Below are 17444 nucleotides of genomic sequence, written 5' to 3'. Positions count from 1 at the left end.
AAATTAACCCCAATTGCCAATTATCCCTAATTAAGATAAAGTAAGTATTATGAACAGTATAAAGCAAAAATTTTTAAATATCACCTTATCATTTATATGTCTTGTCTCTTTATTTTCTTGCCAATCTAATAAAGAGGCTATTGTTACTCCTACAACGAAAGAAGTTGTACAAGAAACTCTAGAAGTGGCAATTTTAATGCCTCTAACGGGAGAAAATTCTACATTAGGTAGGCAATATAACCAATTAATTAAAATGGGTCTAGAAGATGGTTTAAAAACTTATGTCCATGTCACTTCTTATGATGGCTCTAATGAGCAGCAGGTACTTGCTGCAATGGATAAAATATTAGCTCGTAAAACAAAAATTATTCTAGGACCATTATATTCAAACCTTACTTCTCTAATTGCCAATAAAGCTAAAACGCATAACATTTTTATAATTACCATGTCTAATAATCCTGTATTGGCAGACCAGAAACTTTTTGTATTTGGGCATGCTCCATCAAAGCAACTTACAAAAATAATTAATTACTTTGCAGATAATGATTATAAAAATTTTATTGCCCTGCTACCTTCAGGGCGTCATGCACAAACAACAAATCAACTTATTCAAAATATATTAATTCAGAAAAATTCTACCTTAGTGCGGAGTGAATTTTATGCTAATATACCAGAATCAATAAAAAAAGCAGTGTTAAATGTCTCAAATACTGTTGATAATTTAAATGAAATGGAGGATACAGAAACTAAACCTGTAATTTATCTGTCGGATGATGGTAAAAATCTAAATTTGCTTTTTGATAGTATTCATAAGCATAATTTAGATAAAAAAGCAATTATAATAGGTGATAACAGAATAAATATTGATTATTCTGAACCGGTGGATATTATCTTCACTGGTTCATTAAATATTGTAAATAGTAATATAATAGAGAGAGCTAAAAATATAGGCATTAATCATTTATCTTTCATGCACGCTGTGGCTTATGATTTGGGAAAAATAACATCAAAATATATAGATACTAACTTTACGGAAGAACGATTTTTAGCAGCGTTGAATAGTACAGCTCCATATATTGGTATATCAGGTAATATTCACTTTATCGATTCAATAGCCCAAAGAGAATATGATATAATTAAGAGAGAAGACGGCTTGTATAGCACTATTTCGAAAAGTGTTGACAACTTTTAATGTATAGTCAATTCAGGAGAATTGGGTAGCAGGAGCGATGCCTATAAGTAATAGGCGAGCGATGAGTGACGACGTCCCCAACTTCTCATCAATTGACTATAGCTCAAAATATAATTAATTAGTTATCGTAGGTAGCCTCCTAGGCTCTGTGAACAAAATCTAAACAATTAAAATTTTGTTCACAGAGCCTAGAATCGCAAAAGAACCAGGGAATATTATCACTAAAAATATTTACTATCCCTAATAAGCAGTAGATTCCCCCCCCCATCAAGTAGAATATTTGAGCCATTTAGGTGTACAGACTTATCTGAAAGTAAAAAAGATATTAAATTGGCTACATCGTCGGTATGCCCATATGATCTAAGAGGTATAGTCGCTGTATCCAAAGATAGCTGTGCTTGAAAAGTGGTATTATTCAACTTAGCTTTTTCCTCAATTCTCTTCTTGTGATACTCAGTTAAAATTATACCTGGAGAGACTGCATTAACACGAATTTTACGAACAGCAAAGAATTGTACAAGGTTTTTTACTTCACCTATCCAAGCAAGCCGTAATACATTAGTATTCTGATAATTAGGCAAATAATTTTTAGAACTACTACCTGATATTATAACTCAATGATAGGTAAGCCACTAGTTTGACTAGTGAGACCATCAAGGCTTGGCCTTTAGATTTAGTATAAAATAAAAAGTTATCATATATAACTTCTTTGGCTTGACGGTCAAAGGAGAAAATATATGACAACATACGAAAGTTTAAATCATTCTAAATGGGATTGCAAATATCATATTGTGTTTATTCCAAAGTGTCGTAAAAAAGAATTGTACGGGAAGGTTAGAAAATATCTTGGGAACGTATTCCATGAGTTAGCTTTTCAACGTGGGAGCAAGATCATAGAGGGGCATATGGTACAAGATCATGTGCATATGCTCATCAAGATTCCTCCTAAATATTCTGTAGCTGAAGTAATAGGCTATATCAAGGGGAAAAGTGCTATAGCCGTTGCTAGGCAGTTTGGTGGACGAAAACGTAATTTTAATGGAGAAAAGTTGTGGGCTAGAGGTTATGCGGTCTCAACTGTAGGATTTGAAGAGAATCAGATCAAACACTACATTAAGAATCAAGAGCAACTTGATAGTTTAGGCTCTGACGAATCAGGAGAATTTTAATTAACAATGGCAGCCCTTTGGGCTGCTCATAACCGTCAAGCCCCTCGCTTTGCGAGGGCGTTCTGACAATACTACAATTATTTTCGATCTTCTCTCCAAATATACGCACTACTTCAAGTGGAGCAATAAAAGTTTTTTGAAATTCTTCAGACCATTCTTGTGTACTTGGAAAACCATTTTTACGTAATGATGGTCTTGGACCAATCAGCACAACTGCTTTGAGTGATACTCCGTCTGTTTTATTTGCTGCAGCTTTAATAGTTTTAAAATCAGAAAAATCTATTTTTAGTGTTTCAACTTTTGTACTTGGATATTTTGTTTGTAACTTATTTTTGAGAGATTTTAATTTTTTCTCATTTCTGCCAGTGATTAATAAATTATATCCTTCTGATGCCAGAGATAAGCAAATTGCCTCTCCAAATGCACCAGTTGATCCAGTAACTAACACTGTACTACTTGAACTATCAGCAATAGTATAAGTTGAAAAACAAAATATTAATGTAAAAATAGTAATAAAAATTCTCATATAGCTATTAATTATTCCTTATTAAAGGAAAAAATATACTGCAAAGTAATTATGAGTCAATAACTTTTCCTGGTTTTGTCGCATCTATAAAAAATGACTAATTTTCTAAAAAATTTCTCCTTAAAAACCGCATGGCTTCGTTATCATTTTCTATGATTTTTCATTAGCAACCTATAGGGAATTTATTTTAGCAATGGTATATTATTACGAAGTCAACTATTTATAAAGTAAATTACCTATTATAAGAGGCAAATATAGCCAATTCTCCTGAATTGACTATATCAGATAGCCCTGGTTGAAATTAGCCTTTACACTCCGTTATAATTGATGTATCATAGAATTGCTGCTTTTGCAGCTATGGTAATAAACGTGATTTAGAATAGAGGTTGCGGACCCGGGGGCGGTACCCGGCGCTTCCACCAGAAAGTTGTGATATATTTGTGAACAATGCTTTATGGGGGCGAAATAGGATCGACGTGCTTAATAAAAAAATTATTTTTACTCGGTATAATTCCGCCGGACCTTGTGTCATTGGGTTAAAAAAAGAAACGCAAATGATAATGAACGTTTCGTAGGAAATCAAGCACTAGCTGCTTAATCCTACGCGGTTTGGGGCTTAACCGGGCAACAGAAAAAGCCCCGCTTAGTAATTTAATTAGATTAGATTGAGTATTGGCAAACCATCCTGAACTTAGTTTTAGGATGATTCAAAAATATTGAAAATCTAATTCAATAGATTTTACTATTAGTTTTATTTTATTTATTTTATAACTATGAATATCTCATATCAACAATTTCTTAACGAATGCATGTTTGAGTTTGTAAAAAAGATTCTTGCAAGAATTCGTACAGATAAGTTGCAGATGAATCAACTCTTGTATATCTCTTATAGAACTGACAATCCTGCCGTAGTATTATCTTCTAGGATAAAAGAACGTTATCCAGAAGAAATAACTATAGTAATGCAATATCAATTTGAGGATTTAATTGTAGGGGATAATGGCTTTTCCGTAACGGTTAGTTTTGATGGCATCAAAGAAACGATTAATGTACCATTTGATTCTCTGATCAGCTTTATTGATCCTAATAGTGGTTATAGCCTAAAATTTAAGCCAGAAATAATTAAATCTAATCAATTATCGGACGCAAAAAAAAGAGAAATAATTAAGAGAACTGTTGATTCTAGAAGTAAATCTAATTCAGTAGATAATATAATAGTTTTGGATAAATTTCGAAAACCACGTAAACCCGTGTAGAATTTATGAATGTCAACGAAGCTTCTGTTTGCCTCATCTCCGTTCGACTTAATATCATCCCTACTTAACTTGGTGTCATACCTGCGTAAGCAGGTATCTAGATTCCCGCCTACGTGGGAATGACAATTTACTTTTTATGTCACCCCTGCGTAAGCAGGGGTCTCAGATTCCTGCCTATGCGGGAATGATGGTATGGACCTATTAATTAAATAATAATTTAATTAATAGGTCCATACCATGATAAATAATAGCATAAAAAATACTATAATAGGAATAGATTTAGCAAAAAATAGTATGCACTTGGTGCAAGTCGATCAAAATGGCAAAAAAATAGGTTATCAAAAAGTTACAAGAGATGAGTTAATAGCCTATTTAAGCAATCTCGATAAAAGTTCATTGGTAGCTATGGAAGCATGTGGAGGAGCTAATTATTGGTCACAGGAAATTGCTAAGCTTGGTTTGCAAGTCAAACTAATGAAAACAAAAGATGTAAAAGTTTATGCTACATCGAAACAGAAAAATGATTATAACGATGCGTTAGCAATATGCAAAGCGGCTCGTGATCCAGAATTAAAAACTGTGCTGCCAAAAAGCAAAGAGGAACAAGATATAAAATTTTTGCATAAAATTAGAAGTAATACGATCAGAGATCGTGTGCAAAAAACTAATTCTACAATATCAAGTTTATGTAAATATGGCTATAATACAAAATTAAGTAAAAATAAATTTTGCAAATCATGTAGGCTGGAGGTAGAGTTAGCGTATAGTAAAGGTTATATAAATTCTGGGATACGGTCAATTTTACTTTTAGAATGTAAAGAAATTGAGGATTTATGTGACAAAGAGAAAACTTTAGAAAAGCTGATTATCAGCAATAATAAGCAAAGTGAGAAAGCTACTAGGTTGCAGACAATTTTTGGCATTGGAGCAATCAATGCTAGTTGTTTGAGTGTGGCCCCAATGGAAAGTTATCCAACCCCGAGGGATTTTGCTGCTTTGCTTGGTTTGGTACCAAAGCAACATAGCTCAGGAGATAAGATAGTTTTAGGAGGGATTACCAAACAGGGAGATAGATATGCCAGAACTATGTTGATTCAAGCCGCAAGGACAATAGCAATAAGAGCAAAAAGTGGTAAGGAATCGAAAGATAAACTAGTGCAGTGGGCAGTGAAGAAATTTGCTGAAAATAAATCATATAATATTATATGTGTTGGTTTAGCAAATAAGTTAGCAAGGATTGCTTATGCAGTAGTCACCAATGGTAGCGAATATGTTGCAAATTAGTTTAGTTGAGAAAAAAGAAGAAACTATGTCAACTAAATAAAAATTGGTAATTGATAAATATTGCGAGTAAAGAATAGTAACAATAAAGAGAACGAAAGTTAAAGAGTTAATGAATAAGTATTCTGAATAAAATCCGTAATTATGTCGAGGCTCTAGAAGCCGTGGGAATGAGAGGTCACTCAAGGATATTTATAAGAATGCAGAAACCATTATGGCACTCGATGCCGAATATATGACCGCTTCCTTTGTGGCTCTATTTTTTTATTTTCTTTGTTGACAAATTCACTCGTCCATATATGACAAGAACTCGCAGAAATGACAAGAGTGGGCAGATTTTTCAAACACTAATCAGGTTATTTTAACCCATCCCAACGTTTTATTAAACCAGTATCAATGTCAAAAATATCAAGCACTCGAGCAATTGAGTGATTTATTATATCATCCAAGGTTTCTGGTAAGTTATAAAAAGCCGGCACTGGAGGAGCAATTATCCCGCCATAACTCGTTACTTTCAACATATTCTCTAAATGCCCCCTATGTAAAGGAGTTTCTCTAATCATTAAGACTAATTTTCTTTGTTCTTTCAGTATAACACCTGCTGCTCTACTAATTAAATTATCCTCAATGCTGCAAGCAACTGAGGCGAGAGTTTTCGTGCTACATGGAGCTATGATCATACCAAATGTCCTAAAAGAACCACAAGCAATCCTACAACCAATATCAGAAAGATTATAATAATAATCTGCTAGCTCTTGTACTTGTTGTATAGAGTAATCTGTTTCATGTAGTATAGTCAAATGGGCAGATTTTGAGATAATTAAATGACTTTCAATATTTAACTGCCGTAAAATCTCAAGTAACCTTATACCATATATGGCTCCAGAAGCTCCAGAGATTGCCACAAGCAATTTTTTTTTATTATTAGCAGTCATAGTTATATTTTTTCCTTTTAAAGTATATTATATTGTATTAAAATAGTATTTGGTTTTATAAAGTTAACCTTATAGAAATCTTAGTTTTTAACTGATTATGGAGTTTAAAAATGAATATCAATAATCATATACAAAGCTTACAAAAAAAACATGATGATTTACAAAGACTAATAAACGCTGCATTTTTACATTTGCAGGATGATACTAAAATCAAACAGTTGAAGAAACAAAAATTAATGTTAAAAGATAAAATTTTGTTGTTATATAAGAATATCACCAGCAATTAAATTTATTGATTCTTTATAAAGCAGAAGGCTGTAATTAAAAAGATTTGTGTAGAAACAATTTTTTAGTAAGGGTAATCTGTTTACTTTTTCGTTTCAATCAAAAGATTATTCGAGTATATTCAGAGTCACTGTTATAAAAGAATAATAAATATGGTACTATCTCTGAAAAGTAAAGGATTAACTGTTATTTTATCTTCCCCCTCGGCTGCTGGTAAATCCAGCTTAGCAAGAGCAGCTTTAAAAATAGACAGTAATCTTAGATTATCCATCTCTGCAACCACCAGAACACCTAGGACAGGTGAGATTGATGGAGTAAGTTACTATTTCAAGACCAAAGAGGAATTTAATAAATTAATTGAACAAGATGCATTCCTTGAATATGCAAATATTTATAATAATTATTATGGAACGCCTAAAAAAGTTGTAGAAGAGCTACTAAGTCAAGGGCTAGATGTTTTATTTGATATAGATTGGCAAGGTACAAAATCCATAAAAAAAATCTTATCAAATGTGATTACAATTTTTGTTCTGCCACCAACTCCTAGTATTTTGCAACAACGAATTCAAAATAGAGGGCAAGATAGTAAAGAAGCGATAGAGTTGCGTATAAAATTGGCAACCAAGGAAATACAATATGCTAAATATTATGATTACGTGGTTATTAATGATGATTTTGAGATCACTCTTAAAACAATATATTCGATAATCATCGCTGAACGCGTAAAAAGAATAAGGCTTAATTTAGATAAGTTTTATAGTAATTGGCAACATGCGTTATTATAGAATATATGAGTATACGTAATAAGAATCAATAAACTTTCTGCATAAGTCAATCTATAGCTAACCCAAAGCAAATTTATAGTCAATTCAGGAGGATTTGGGACTAGGAGAGCGACGGATGACGACGTCACCAACTTCTCATCAATTGACTATACTATGGCTAAATACTAATATGGTTAACTATAGGTTATGTTAATAAAATTTAAATATAACTTGTTATATCAAATTCAGCTATGTAAAATGTAAAATTTACAGGAGTTATCGATTATAGTCAATTCAGTAGAATTTGGGGTTAGGACGCCTATAAGTAATAGGTGAGCATTAAGTGACAACGTTACCAAATTCTCATCAATTGACTATATCAGGACTTCGGTATAATAAATAGACTGTTGCTGATTAAAGGACAAAAATTACTTATTTAAAGAAGAATGTTCGCAACAGCTTAATATTTGTAATTTATTTTAATAAAATTACTTGCTCTTATGGAGATAAAATGAGAACATAGCGTGTAACAAAAAGAATAAATTACTAAAGAAAAATTTGTTAAGGAGAAAGACGTAATGAGGGTATTGTTAGTAGAAGATAATAGTGACATAGCTAGTTCTATTGAATTAACGTTAGCTTCAGAGGGAATTATTTGCAAAGTGGTCGAGTTTGGTACAGAAGGAATAGAGATAGCTAGAGTTTATAATTATGATTTGATTATCTTAGATCTTATGCTACCAGACATTAGTGGATTCGAAGTATTGCTAAGATTACGTTCTGCTAAAGTAAAAACGCCCATATTGATTTTATCAGGTATTACTACAGTTGATCAGAAAATCAAAGGGCTTACATGCGGGGCAGATGATTATATCACAAAACCATTTAACCGCGAAGAGTTAATTGCTCGTATTTATGCAATTGTTCGTCGTTCTAAAGGACATTCTGAGTCAGTGGTTAGGTTTGACAAGGTAAGTATTCATCTTGATACCAGAATTGTAGAAGTTGATGGCAAAAAGGTTCATTTAACAAATAAGGAATATGCTATTTTAGAATTATTAGTCTTACGTAGAGGAACAGTATTGAATAAAGAGATGTTCTTAGATCATCTGTATAGTAGTGTTGATGAACCAGAGATTAAGATTATAGATGTATTTGTTTGCAAATTACGTAAGAAATTAGCTGATGCTGCTGGTGGTACAAACTACATTGATACAGTATGGGGGCGTGGTTATATGTTAAAAGAATATGATGAGCAAGATCCAATATTACATCATTTTTAAGGAGAAGTTATTAGACCTCTTGTATAACCTAATCTAATTGGTAATTTTGTTGTCAAAACTCGTCTCCGTTCCTCACGTACATCTTAGTACGCTGCGGTACTCGACTTCGTTTTTCCTAAAAATTCCTCAATTATCTTTAGGTTATGCAAGAGGTCTATTGAGCCATCTCAGAAACCAAGATAGAAGATTATGATACCTAGCACGATAGAACTAACCGGTAAGGTCTATATTAAATATGTTGATCATATAGTAAATTCATATGTTGGGGATGTTAAGCTTTTGTTAAATGACGATGCATTAAGCCTTAATAAAGGGGATTATGAGAATTTAAAATCAAGCGGTTATATTAAAGCAAAAATTTTTGATGGACTTGTTTGGCAGAATATTAGTATAAGTGAGTTATGTTCAGAAAAAGAATACAAATTTACTAAAAGACAAAAAGCTATTGACTCAGCCTTATTATGCAAAACTATAATTGAAGAGCGTCAAGGGATTATGTTATATAGAACTTATAGAGGACACTTTACTACTCAATAATGATTAGCTAGCAGGCAGGAGGCTGCCTGCAATAACTAAAGTAATTCTAATCCTTTTCCTGGATTTGCTTAGTTTGAGTAATTGGTAAATAGGAGGCTAACAAATGGAAACAGATAACAAAAAACCGCAAGATTCTAGAAAATTAGCAGACCAAATTAAGGATGCATTGGCAGGTATCACTAATGATGATGAACTTGGATCCGATGAGGCAATGGAAATTTTCAATGAGTTAAGTGCAAACGACGCTTTCGAGCAGGAGATAGAACAAATATTAGCTTGTCTTAACGAACAAACAATGGAACTAACAAAATTACAGACGCAGATTATCATATTAATACAAAAATATTTAGGTAAACTTAATAACAAGAAATTAAATCTTAAAGTTGATGAACAACTTATCAGTAAGAATGTTACGGAAGTAAGTAGTTACTTGATGCAACAACATTCACAATTGGTAAAAGAATCTAACCGAGGCTTGATAAAATCAAAAGACAATCTACATGGTATAAGTCGTCAATCTAGATTGGAAGCAAGGCGTTTAGTTAAAAATTTTGCTTTATACCAAGTTTATAAATTTATGAATCCTAAAAAAATAGCTGGAGAAACAAAAAAAGAAAATTTTGCTTATAATATGATTAAAGGCGGGATGGATTTAGCTACACAATATGAAGGTGGAGCAAAAAGTGACATTAAATCATATTCTCCAGAATTTCTTAAAAAATTAAACAAGGCTCATCAGAATTTTAAAAGTGGTGGGAAGACAATTTATTGATTAATAATATTTACTTACAAAAATTAAAGCTACTAAATTACCGTAATTTTCAGGATTTAGAAATTAACACTGGTAATAACCCTGTTATATTAATAGGAGAAAATGGTAGTGGTAAAACTAACATCCTAGAATCAATATCACTATTTTCTCCTGGTAAAGGTTTGAGATCAGCAAAATTAGATGATGTTTGTCAAAGAGGGGCAGATCATTGTTCGGCTTATGGGCTACTACACAGTAAACTTGGACTAGTTGAAATTTCAACAAATTTAAAACGTCAATCTAATAGGCGACTTACAGAATTTAACGGTGCTAAAATACAAAATAATGAATTGAGCAAGTTTTCTGCTATGATTTGGCTTACTCCCCAAATGGATGGTATTTTCTCTTCTGGTGTTAGTGATAGACGTAAATTCTTTGACAGGATTGTGTATAATTTTAATCCATCTCATGCAGGGATAGTGACTAAATATGAATATTATATGCATGAACGCAGTAAAATCCTATTACAAGATCAAGTTGATACAAATTGGCTTGGAGTAATTGAAGAGAAAATGGCAGAATTATCAATTCAAATTGCTGTTAATAGGTTAAAAATTTTAGAGCATATTCAAAAAACCATTGATGATTTGGATAATGAGTTCCCTAAAGCTGTTTTATCAATTAATGGGGTTATAGAAGAAAAAATATCAAAAAATTATGATATAGATGTAGATTTTATAAAAAATGAATTAGTGGGCTGTCGTATTCGTGATAGAATGTCTAATCGTACTAATTTTGGAGTTCATAGAAGTGATTTTATAGTTATTCATAAAGAAAAAAATGCCCCAGCTAAACACTGCTCTACCGGTGAACAGAAGGCTATGCTCATTGCAATAATACTTGCCCAAGTTAATTATTCTATTAAAGAAAATATCGCTATGCCTATTTTACTGTTAGATGAGGTTTTTGTCCATCTTGACAAGAAAAGGCGAGAATATTTAATTGATCTTTTCCTAGAATTAGGATTACAACTATGGGTAACTGCTACTGACTTAAATGGCATAGAATCCTTAACCAAAAAAGCAGAGCTAATAAAACTATAGAACGAAATTATTAATAACAATTAAACTGCTATTTAGTTTTTAAGCAATGCCTTAACCTGAATATTGCATGAAAGAATAGAGACAAAACCCTTGTAATACTATATAATATCAGTGTTAAAAGAAGATTACATAGAGGGTTTTGCCATGACAAATTGTACAGGATTAATTTACCAATCGAAAGTAAAAAATCGTCAAATAGAAATAAATTTCACAGGAGGTAATATTAGTAGCGATGGAGGTGTATTATTGCTAAGAGAAGCAGATAAAAGACTTGGTCTAACTAATGAACTGGCTAAGATTTTTCCTGATAAGCGAGATTCTGATAAAATTACTCATACTATTTTAACAATGCTCAAACAGCGTATTTATGGTATTGCTCTTGGTTATGAAGATTTAAATGATCACGATAATTTAAGAAAATGTCCAGCTTTGCAAACAAGTATAGACACACTGGACGATATGGCTAGTAGCTCTACTTTATGCCGTTTAGAAAATAAAAGTAGATCGTGGATTTGCTCTTAAAGCTCATAAGGTGATGATTGACAAGTTTGTCGAATCTCGTAAAACCGTGCCGAAACAATTAATACTTGATTTTGATGCCACTGATGATGAAATTTATGGCAATCAAGAGGGGAAGTTTTATCATGGATATTATCGTCATAATTGCTTTCTACCTTTATATGTTTTTTGTGGAAAAAAGCTGTTAGTAAGCAATCTTCGCAGCTCAAAGCTAGAACAAGCAAAGCATAGCTGGGCAATATTATCTCTATTAGTCAAGCGTTTTCGTCAATCGTGGCCTGAAGTAGAGATTATTTTTCGTGGTGATGGTGGATTTTGTCGTCATCAGATGCTGGATTGGTGTGATGAAAATAATGTAAAATATATAGTCGGAATAGCCCAAAATACTAGACTCAACAAGCTGCTTGAGCCATTGATGCAACAATCTAACGAAGCCTTCACAATTAGCAAAGAGAAGCAACGCTTTTTTAGTGAATTTAAATATAAAGCTGATAGCTGGAGTCGTCATCGTAAGATAGTTGGTAAATCAGAAGTAACTAGCCTTGGTGAGAATCCAAGATATATAGTAACTAATTTAGCAGGTAAGCCAGAAGATTTATATGATAAAAATTACTGTGCACGTGGAGATATGGAAAATCGTATAAAAGAGCAACAGTTAGAGCTATTTGCCGATCGCACTTCATGCCATAAATGGTGGGATAATCAACTCAGACTAATTTTGTCAAGCCTTGCCTATACATTAGTAGAATATATACGTGATAAGTTTTTACAAGGTACTGAATTAACCTCAGTTTGATGTAAGAGGAAGGTTGAGATTGTTTAATTTTCCAAAAGCTACAGAAATTTTATTAGGCTTAAAAACATAGGCAAGCAGTCCAGCTAATACGTTAGTTTGAAAATTCATAACAGATCTATGGCTTGTATGGTCTATATGACAAAGGTTTTTTAGTTGATCGTTAATGGTTTCAATAATATACCTTTTATTTAAAAACCGCTTTTTAATAGGATCTATTATTCTTTCTTTCATATTACTTTTAATTTTTGTTATTAGTTCTAAAGCTTGATTAGCAAGGGATTGAGTGAGTTTTTTACTGATATACCCACGATCACCAAAAAGCCAGCCTTGTAATTTATCTACTAAATTTTCTACCACTGCTCTATCATCAACATTTCCTGGAGTTAAAGAAAAACTCATAATCTCTCCGCAACTGTTAATGACAATATGTAGCTTACAACCAAAGAACCACCCAGTGGAAGTCTTACCTCTTTTTGCTATGTCTTTGAATACTTTATGTCTATTAATTCTTAAATTATGGCAAGCAGGAAGTTTAGTAGAGTCGATATAATATTGACCAGTTTGTTTTCCTGATACCAATTGCAATAATTAACGCAGTGGTGTAAAATGGGTTTTTAACTGATAAAGGTACTCAAATGGCTAGGTTAATATTACCACAAGGTTTTCATGGTCATGATTTTATAAAAATGATGAAACATGAGCCGCATGGTCGAAATCGTATACGTTTATTGGCGATGTATCACCTTCAATTAGGCAAATCTTTAAAAGCCATATCTGAAATAGTGAAGTCACACTGGAAAACTGTGCAATCATGGCTCAGAAGATTTAGGAATCATGGTTTTGAAGGATTATTTGAATCACAAAGAAGCGGCGCCCCTAGGAAGATTAACACTATACAAGAGTCTGCTCTTTTTGATAAAATCAATACGCTCAGTGAAAGTAAAACTGGTGGGTATATAACTGGAAAGGAGCTACATATCATGTTACTTGAGGAATATGGTGCTAAATGCGCTTTAAAAACAGTCTACAATACTATGCACCGCCTTGGTTTTAGCTGGATTACTTCTCGTTCAATGCATCCAAAGTCAAATCAAGAGACTCAAAATACATATAAAAAAACTTCCCAGACATGTTAACAAAATTATTACCAAAAAATATCGATAGATGTAAAGTTGATATATGGTCTCAGGATGAAACTCGAGTTGGGCAACAAGGTAGCTTAACTCGTATATGGGCTAAGCGTGGCACTAGACCCCGTAAAGTTCGGCAACAGCAATTCATTTCAACATATATTTATGGAGCTGCTTGCCATGATACAGGAGAAGCTTTTGCATTAATTTTACCATATGCAAACACACAGGCAATGAATAAATTCTTAGAAGAGCTTTCTCGCAGTATTCAAGGCAACCGACATATAGCTTTACTAACGGATAATGCAGGTTGGCACACAGCCAAAAAACTAACTGTGCCAAGCAATATCACTTTGATACCGCTTCCGCCCTATGCACCGGAACTTAATGCAATGGAACAAGTTTGGGAATGGATCAAAAATCATTTCTTGTCTAACCAATGTTATGGTGTATATGAAGATATCGTCACTATGGCTTGTTACGCTTGGAATCAATTTGCTCATAATGTAGATTTAGTAAAATCAATTATGTATAGAGACTGGATAAACACACCGTGTTAATTATTGCAATTGGTATAACACCATGGGCATGAAGCTCATTGGCATTAACTGAACAAAACGACTATAGCTCACAAGTTTTGGAAATTCCTTTCTATAACTTTGACATAGGCAGCATAAATAAAAATCTTTAAAGGTACGGTAGTGACTCAAGTGAAACATTACTATAATAGTAATAATCTCTGAGAGTCCTATACTGCAAACTACTTTACGCTTACGGTTAGGATTTGGTAATATATATTTATTTTGCTCCGTATCAAAATGCTTGCAAAAATCATCAATTAAGCAGAAAATCTCCGTAATAGGGATCATAATATATTCTCCAATTTTGTTGTTATTATTCGAGAACTTTATAATCCCTCCCTTCTTACTTTTCAAATATTCTTTCTAACAAACTGGTTTGAAAGAAGGTTTTATTTTTACCATAGCTCACCACCAACAGTTTGTTTATGTTATTACATAATGCTTAGCATTTTGTTTGGTGCTTACGTCAAACTCAGGTTAGCTAGTCTATGCTCATTCAACAATAGATTTCTTTCCGAATATGTACTATACTTAAACCATTCGAATATTACTTTAATAAATGTGGGTTCTAACTGTGGCTATTATAGATCATCAAAACTTAATATCTGTTAACATTGAAGATGAGATGAAAGGCTCATACTTAGATTATGCAATGAGTGTAATTGTCAGTAGGGCTATTCCAGATGTACGCGATGGTCTAAAGCCAGTGCATCGTAGAGTTCTTTATGCAATGTATGAAGCTTCTAATTATTTTAACAAACCTCATCGTAAGTCAGCAAGAATTGTCGGTGATGTAATGGGTAAATATCATCCACATAGTGATGTGGCAATTTATGACTCATTAGTAAGAATGGCACAGGATTTTTCTTTAAGATTACCACTAGTTGATGGACAGGGTAATTTTGGTTCGAGAGATGGTGATGCACCTGCTGCTATGAGGTATACAGAGTCAAGGATGGCAAAAGTCACTCATACATTGCTTGAAGATATTGACAAAGAAACCGTTGATTTTGCTCCAAATTATGATGGTTCTGAGAGAGAGCCTACAGTATTGCCATCAATGTTTCCAAATCTCTTAGTGAATGGCACTAATGGTATTGCTGTGGGTATGGCTACTAACATTCCACCTCATAATCTTGGAGAAATTATTGATGCTTGCTGCCTATATGTTGAGAATAATGATATAGAAATATTAGATCTTATGTCAGTGGTTAAAGGACCTGACTTTCCTACTGCTTGTATTGTGCTTGGTACAAGCGGTATTAGGTCAGCTTATTTAACGGGCAGGGGGAGTATTATAACTAGAGGTCGGGCAGAAATTGAAGAGATTGCTAATAATAGACAGGCTATTATTATTACAGAAATACCATATATGGTTAATAAAGCTAAATTAGTTGAGAAAATTGCTGAATTAGTCAAAGAAAAACGGATAGAGGGTATCAGCGATCTTAGAGATGAATCAAATAAAGATGGTATTAGAGTAGTAATTGAAATAAAGAAAGACGTGGTAGCCGAAGTAGTGCTAAACCAAATATATTCTTATACTCAGTTACAAACCAGTTTTGGGGTGATTATGTTAGCTCTAAAAGATGGGCTACCAGAAGTTATGAACTTAAAAGAAGTAATAGCGGCTTTTGTTAATTTTAGAGAAATAGTAATCACTCGGAGAACGATATATTTATTAAATAAGGCTCGGGATAAAGCTCATATTTTATTGGGACTAATTATTGCAGTTAGTAACATTGATGAAGTTATTAGAATTATTAAATCTTCAAGTGATCCGGCAAGTGCTAAAGAGCAATTAATGCAAAGGACTTGGGATGCCTCAACTATCATAAATTTAGTAAAACTTGTTGATGATAGAGCGGTGATAGCCGATGATGGTAACTGTTATTTTACTGAAACACAGACAAAAGCTATTCTTGAAATGCGGTTACAACGTTTAACTGCTATGGAGAAGAATAAATTAGAAAATGATCTGGCAGAAATTGCTGAGGAAATTACAGGCTATACTGCTATTTTATCATCACGTGAGAGACTTCTAGAAATTTTAAAAAACGAGTTAATTAGAATTAAAGATGAATTCGCTACACCACGTCTTACTAGTATTGAATTTGGTGACTTCGATCAGGATATAGAGGATCTTATCCAAAGAGAAGAGATGGTTGTGACCGTAACATTAGGCGGTTATATTAAACGCGTACCTCTTGCTATCTATAGAGCACAGAACCGGGGAGGGAGGGGCAGGTCAGGGCTGTCAATGAGAGACGAGGATATTACTACTCAAATATTTGTTGGTAGTACTCACACACCAATGTTGTTTTTCTCAAATATTGGTCAAGTATATAGCTTAAAATTATACAAATTACCGCTCGGTAATCCTCAGAGTAAGGGCAGACCAATAGTCAATATTTTACCTTTAAAAAAAGGAGAGCATATCAATAATATTATGCCATTACCTGAGAATCAGGATGAGTGGGATAGTTTGAATATTATTTTTGCTACAAGCCAAGGTAATATCAGGAGAAATGATTTATCAGACTTTAAACGTATTCAATCAAATGGTAAAATTGCTATTAGGCTTGATGATAATGACCTTTTAATAGATGTTAAAGTTTGTAAAAATGAAGATCATGTGTTACTGGCAACAAAATCTGGTAAAGCTATAAGATTCCCTGCTAGCTCAGTTAGGGTATTTAAAAGCCGCACTTCTGATGGAGTAAGAGGGATGAGACTTGCTTCAGGCGACTATGTTATCTCTATGACCATATTAAAAGGCATCTCCTGCACTATGGATGAAAGAGAAACTTACCGATCAATTCCTCTAGAGGAAAGATTGTTAATAGCTGATGGTAAAGAATTTACTCCGGAAGAATATGGGGTAAATTTAACTAAAGAACAAATTTTGGAAATGGCACTGTCTGAAGAATTTATCCTCACTGTTACGGAAAATGGTTTTGGCAAAAGAAGTTCGGCATATGAGTATAGGATTACTAATCGTGGTGGGAGCGGTGTTGTTAATATGGATGTGTCTAATAAAACAGGCTTGGTTGTTGGCGTAATGCCGGTTAATATATCTGATGAGTTGATGCTAATTACTAATAACGGCAAACTAATTAGGTGTAAACTTGAATCGGTACGTATCACTGGACGTAATACTAGCGGGGTAATATTATTTAAAACTGAGCAAGAAGAAAAAGTAGTTTCTGTTGCGTTGATTGCTGAAAGTCCTGAAACAGAAGAAGAGAATATGCAAGATGATAGTGACGATAAGGAAGTATTGCCTGAATAGACCTCTTGCAAAACTCGCTTATGCTGAGGAATTTGTAGGAGACA

The 17444-nt window shown here is 33.2% G+C and carries 18 protein-coding genes, 1 other RNA gene and 2 pseudogenes; 16 read left to right on the top strand and 5 right to left on the bottom strand.

Going from position 1 to position 17444, the window contains the following annotated elements:
• The first annotated feature begins 49 nt into the window (after positions 1 to 49).
• Complete coding sequence (locus tag NBW66_RS11360; RefSeq protein WP_250311045.1) at positions 50 to 1192, top strand: penicillin-binding protein activator; 1143 nt, start codon at positions 50 to 52, stop codon at positions 1190 to 1192.
• Between the two features lie 221 nt (positions 1193 to 1413).
• On the opposite strand, the gene NBW66_RS11355 is transcribed toward NBW66_RS11360, so the two are convergent.
• A complete protein-coding gene (locus NBW66_RS11355; RefSeq protein ID WP_284346763.1) occupies positions 1414 to 1800 on the bottom strand; it encodes an SDR family oxidoreductase in 387 nt (128 codons plus the stop codon).
• A 129-nt stretch (positions 1801 to 1929) separates the two neighbouring features.
• On the opposite strand from NBW66_RS11355, the gene tnpA reads away from it, so the two are divergent.
• The gene (gene tnpA, locus NBW66_RS11350; protein WP_250310729.1) at positions 1930 to 2361 is read left to right on the top strand and encodes an IS200/IS605 family transposase; all 432 of its coding nucleotides are present in this window, start codon (positions 1930 to 1932) and stop codon (positions 2359 to 2361) included.
• On the opposite strand, the gene NBW66_RS11345 is transcribed toward tnpA, so the two are convergent.
• Positions 2306 to 2887 (bottom strand): SDR family NAD(P)-dependent oxidoreductase, encoded by a 582-nt coding sequence (locus tag NBW66_RS11345; RefSeq protein ID WP_250311043.1) that lies wholly within the window; start codon positions 2885 to 2887, stop codon positions 2306 to 2308. The two genes, tnpA and NBW66_RS11345, sit on opposite strands and share 56 nt — an antisense overlap.
• Before the next feature lie 303 nt (positions 2888 to 3190).
• On the opposite strand from NBW66_RS11345, the gene ssrA reads away from it, so the two are divergent.
• The 3 genes from ssrA to NBW66_RS11330 all read left to right on the top strand — a co-directional run bounded on the left by ssrA (position 3191) and on the right by NBW66_RS11330 (position 5427).
• Positions 3191 to 3531: a transfer-messenger RNA gene (ssrA, locus tag NBW66_RS11340) on the top strand.
• Positions 3532 to 3660: 129 nt separating this feature from the next.
• The gene (locus tag NBW66_RS11335) at positions 3661 to 4143 is read left to right on the top strand and encodes a ClpXP protease specificity-enhancing factor SspB (RefSeq protein WP_250311042.1); all 483 of its coding nucleotides are present in this window, start codon (positions 3661 to 3663) and stop codon (positions 4141 to 4143) included.
• Positions 4144 to 4380: 237 nt separating this feature from the next.
• Positions 4381 to 5427, top strand: coding sequence for an IS110 family RNA-guided transposase (locus tag NBW66_RS11330; RefSeq protein ID WP_250311041.1), 1047 nt, complete (start codon positions 4381 to 4383; stop codon positions 5425 to 5427).
• A 353-nt stretch (positions 5428 to 5780) separates the two neighbouring features.
• Here NBW66_RS11330 and NBW66_RS11325 read toward each other — a convergent pair whose 3' ends face one another.
• Positions 5781 to 6359 carry a UbiX family flavin prenyltransferase gene (locus tag NBW66_RS11325; protein ID WP_250311040.1) on the bottom strand — a complete coding sequence of 193 codons (579 nt, stop codon included), beginning with the start codon at positions 6357 to 6359 and terminating at the stop codon, positions 5781 to 5783.
• Positions 6360 to 6469: 110 nt separating this feature from the next.
• On the opposite strand from NBW66_RS11325, the gene NBW66_RS11320 reads away from it, so the two are divergent.
• The 8 genes from NBW66_RS11320 to NBW66_RS11290 all read left to right on the top strand — a co-directional run bounded on the left by NBW66_RS11320 (position 6470) and on the right by NBW66_RS11290 (position 12397).
• A complete protein-coding gene (locus NBW66_RS11320) occupies positions 6470 to 6646 on the top strand; it encodes a DUF465 domain-containing protein (protein WP_094648802.1) in 177 nt (58 codons plus the stop codon).
• A gap of 150 nt (positions 6647 to 6796) precedes the next feature.
• Positions 6797 to 7429 carry a guanylate kinase gene (gene gmk / locus NBW66_RS11315; RefSeq protein WP_250311039.1) on the top strand — a complete coding sequence of 211 codons (633 nt, stop codon included), beginning with the start codon at positions 6797 to 6799 and terminating at the stop codon, positions 7427 to 7429.
• Between the two features lie 557 nt (positions 7430 to 7986).
• Positions 7987 to 8691 carry a response regulator transcription factor CtrA gene (ctrA, locus tag NBW66_RS11310; RefSeq protein WP_250311038.1) on the top strand — a complete coding sequence of 235 codons (705 nt, stop codon included), beginning with the start codon at positions 7987 to 7989 and terminating at the stop codon, positions 8689 to 8691.
• A gap of 189 nt (positions 8692 to 8880) precedes the next feature.
• Positions 8881 to 9228 carry a hypothetical protein gene (locus tag NBW66_RS11305; RefSeq protein ID WP_250311037.1) on the top strand — a complete coding sequence of 116 codons (348 nt, stop codon included), beginning with the start codon at positions 8881 to 8883 and terminating at the stop codon, positions 9226 to 9228.
• Between the two features lie 103 nt (positions 9229 to 9331).
• The gene (locus NBW66_RS11300) at positions 9332 to 10000 is read left to right on the top strand and encodes a DUF5394 family protein (protein ID WP_250311036.1); all 669 of its coding nucleotides are present in this window, start codon (positions 9332 to 9334) and stop codon (positions 9998 to 10000) included.
• Positions 10000 to 11082, top strand: a complete 1083-nt coding sequence (recF, locus tag NBW66_RS11295) for a DNA replication/repair protein RecF (protein WP_250312191.1) — start codon at positions 10000 to 10002, stop codon at positions 11080 to 11082. Before NBW66_RS11300 ends, recF begins: the two co-directional genes overlap by 1 nt.
• Positions 11083 to 11193: 111 nt before the next feature.
• Entirely contained in the window at positions 11194 to 11604 is a 411-nt protein-coding gene (locus NBW66_RS14660; RefSeq protein WP_284346689.1) for a transposase, read from the top strand.
• A gap of 10 nt (positions 11605 to 11614) precedes the next feature.
• Complete coding sequence (locus tag NBW66_RS11290; RefSeq protein ID WP_284346688.1) at positions 11615 to 12397, top strand: IS1380 family transposase; 783 nt, start codon at positions 11615 to 11617, stop codon at positions 12395 to 12397.
• Here NBW66_RS11290 and NBW66_RS11285 read toward each other — a convergent pair.
• A pseudogene (locus tag NBW66_RS11285) lies at positions 12389 to 12985 on the bottom strand (IS982 family transposase); the annotation flags it as partial. The gene NBW66_RS11290 and the pseudogene NBW66_RS11285 overlap by 9 nt on opposite strands.
• A gap of 47 nt (positions 12986 to 13032) precedes the next feature.
• Between NBW66_RS11285 and NBW66_RS11280 the strand changes: the two are divergent.
• Positions 13033 to 13533 (top strand): helix-turn-helix domain-containing protein, encoded by a 501-nt coding sequence (locus tag NBW66_RS11280; RefSeq protein WP_250310542.1) that lies wholly within the window; start codon positions 13033 to 13035, stop codon positions 13531 to 13533.
• A complete protein-coding gene (locus NBW66_RS11275; protein WP_250310543.1) occupies positions 13527 to 14087 on the top strand; it encodes an IS630 family transposase in 561 nt (186 codons plus the stop codon). The genes NBW66_RS11280 and NBW66_RS11275 overlap by 7 nt, the downstream gene beginning before the upstream one ends.
• Positions 14088 to 14102: 15 nt before the next feature.
• On the opposite strand, the pseudogene NBW66_RS11270 reads toward NBW66_RS11275, so the two are convergent.
• Positions 14103 to 14396: pseudogene (locus NBW66_RS11270) on the bottom strand (IS982 family transposase); the annotation flags it as partial.
• A gap of 286 nt (positions 14397 to 14682) precedes the next feature.
• On the opposite strand from NBW66_RS11270, the gene gyrA reads away from it, so the two are divergent.
• The gene (gene gyrA / locus NBW66_RS11265) at positions 14683 to 17400 is read left to right on the top strand and encodes a DNA topoisomerase (ATP-hydrolyzing) subunit A (RefSeq protein WP_284346687.1); all 2718 of its coding nucleotides are present in this window, start codon (positions 14683 to 14685) and stop codon (positions 17398 to 17400) included.
• The last annotated feature ends 44 nt before the right edge of the window (positions 17401 to 17444 follow it).

The organism is Rickettsia endosymbiont of Oedothorax gibbosus, assembly GCF_936269705.1.
Lineage (GTDB): Bacteria > Pseudomonadota > Alphaproteobacteria > Rickettsiales > Rickettsiaceae > Tisiphia.
Note: the sequence above shows the minus strand (reverse complement) of the source record. Positions and strands in the feature narration are given on the sequence as shown.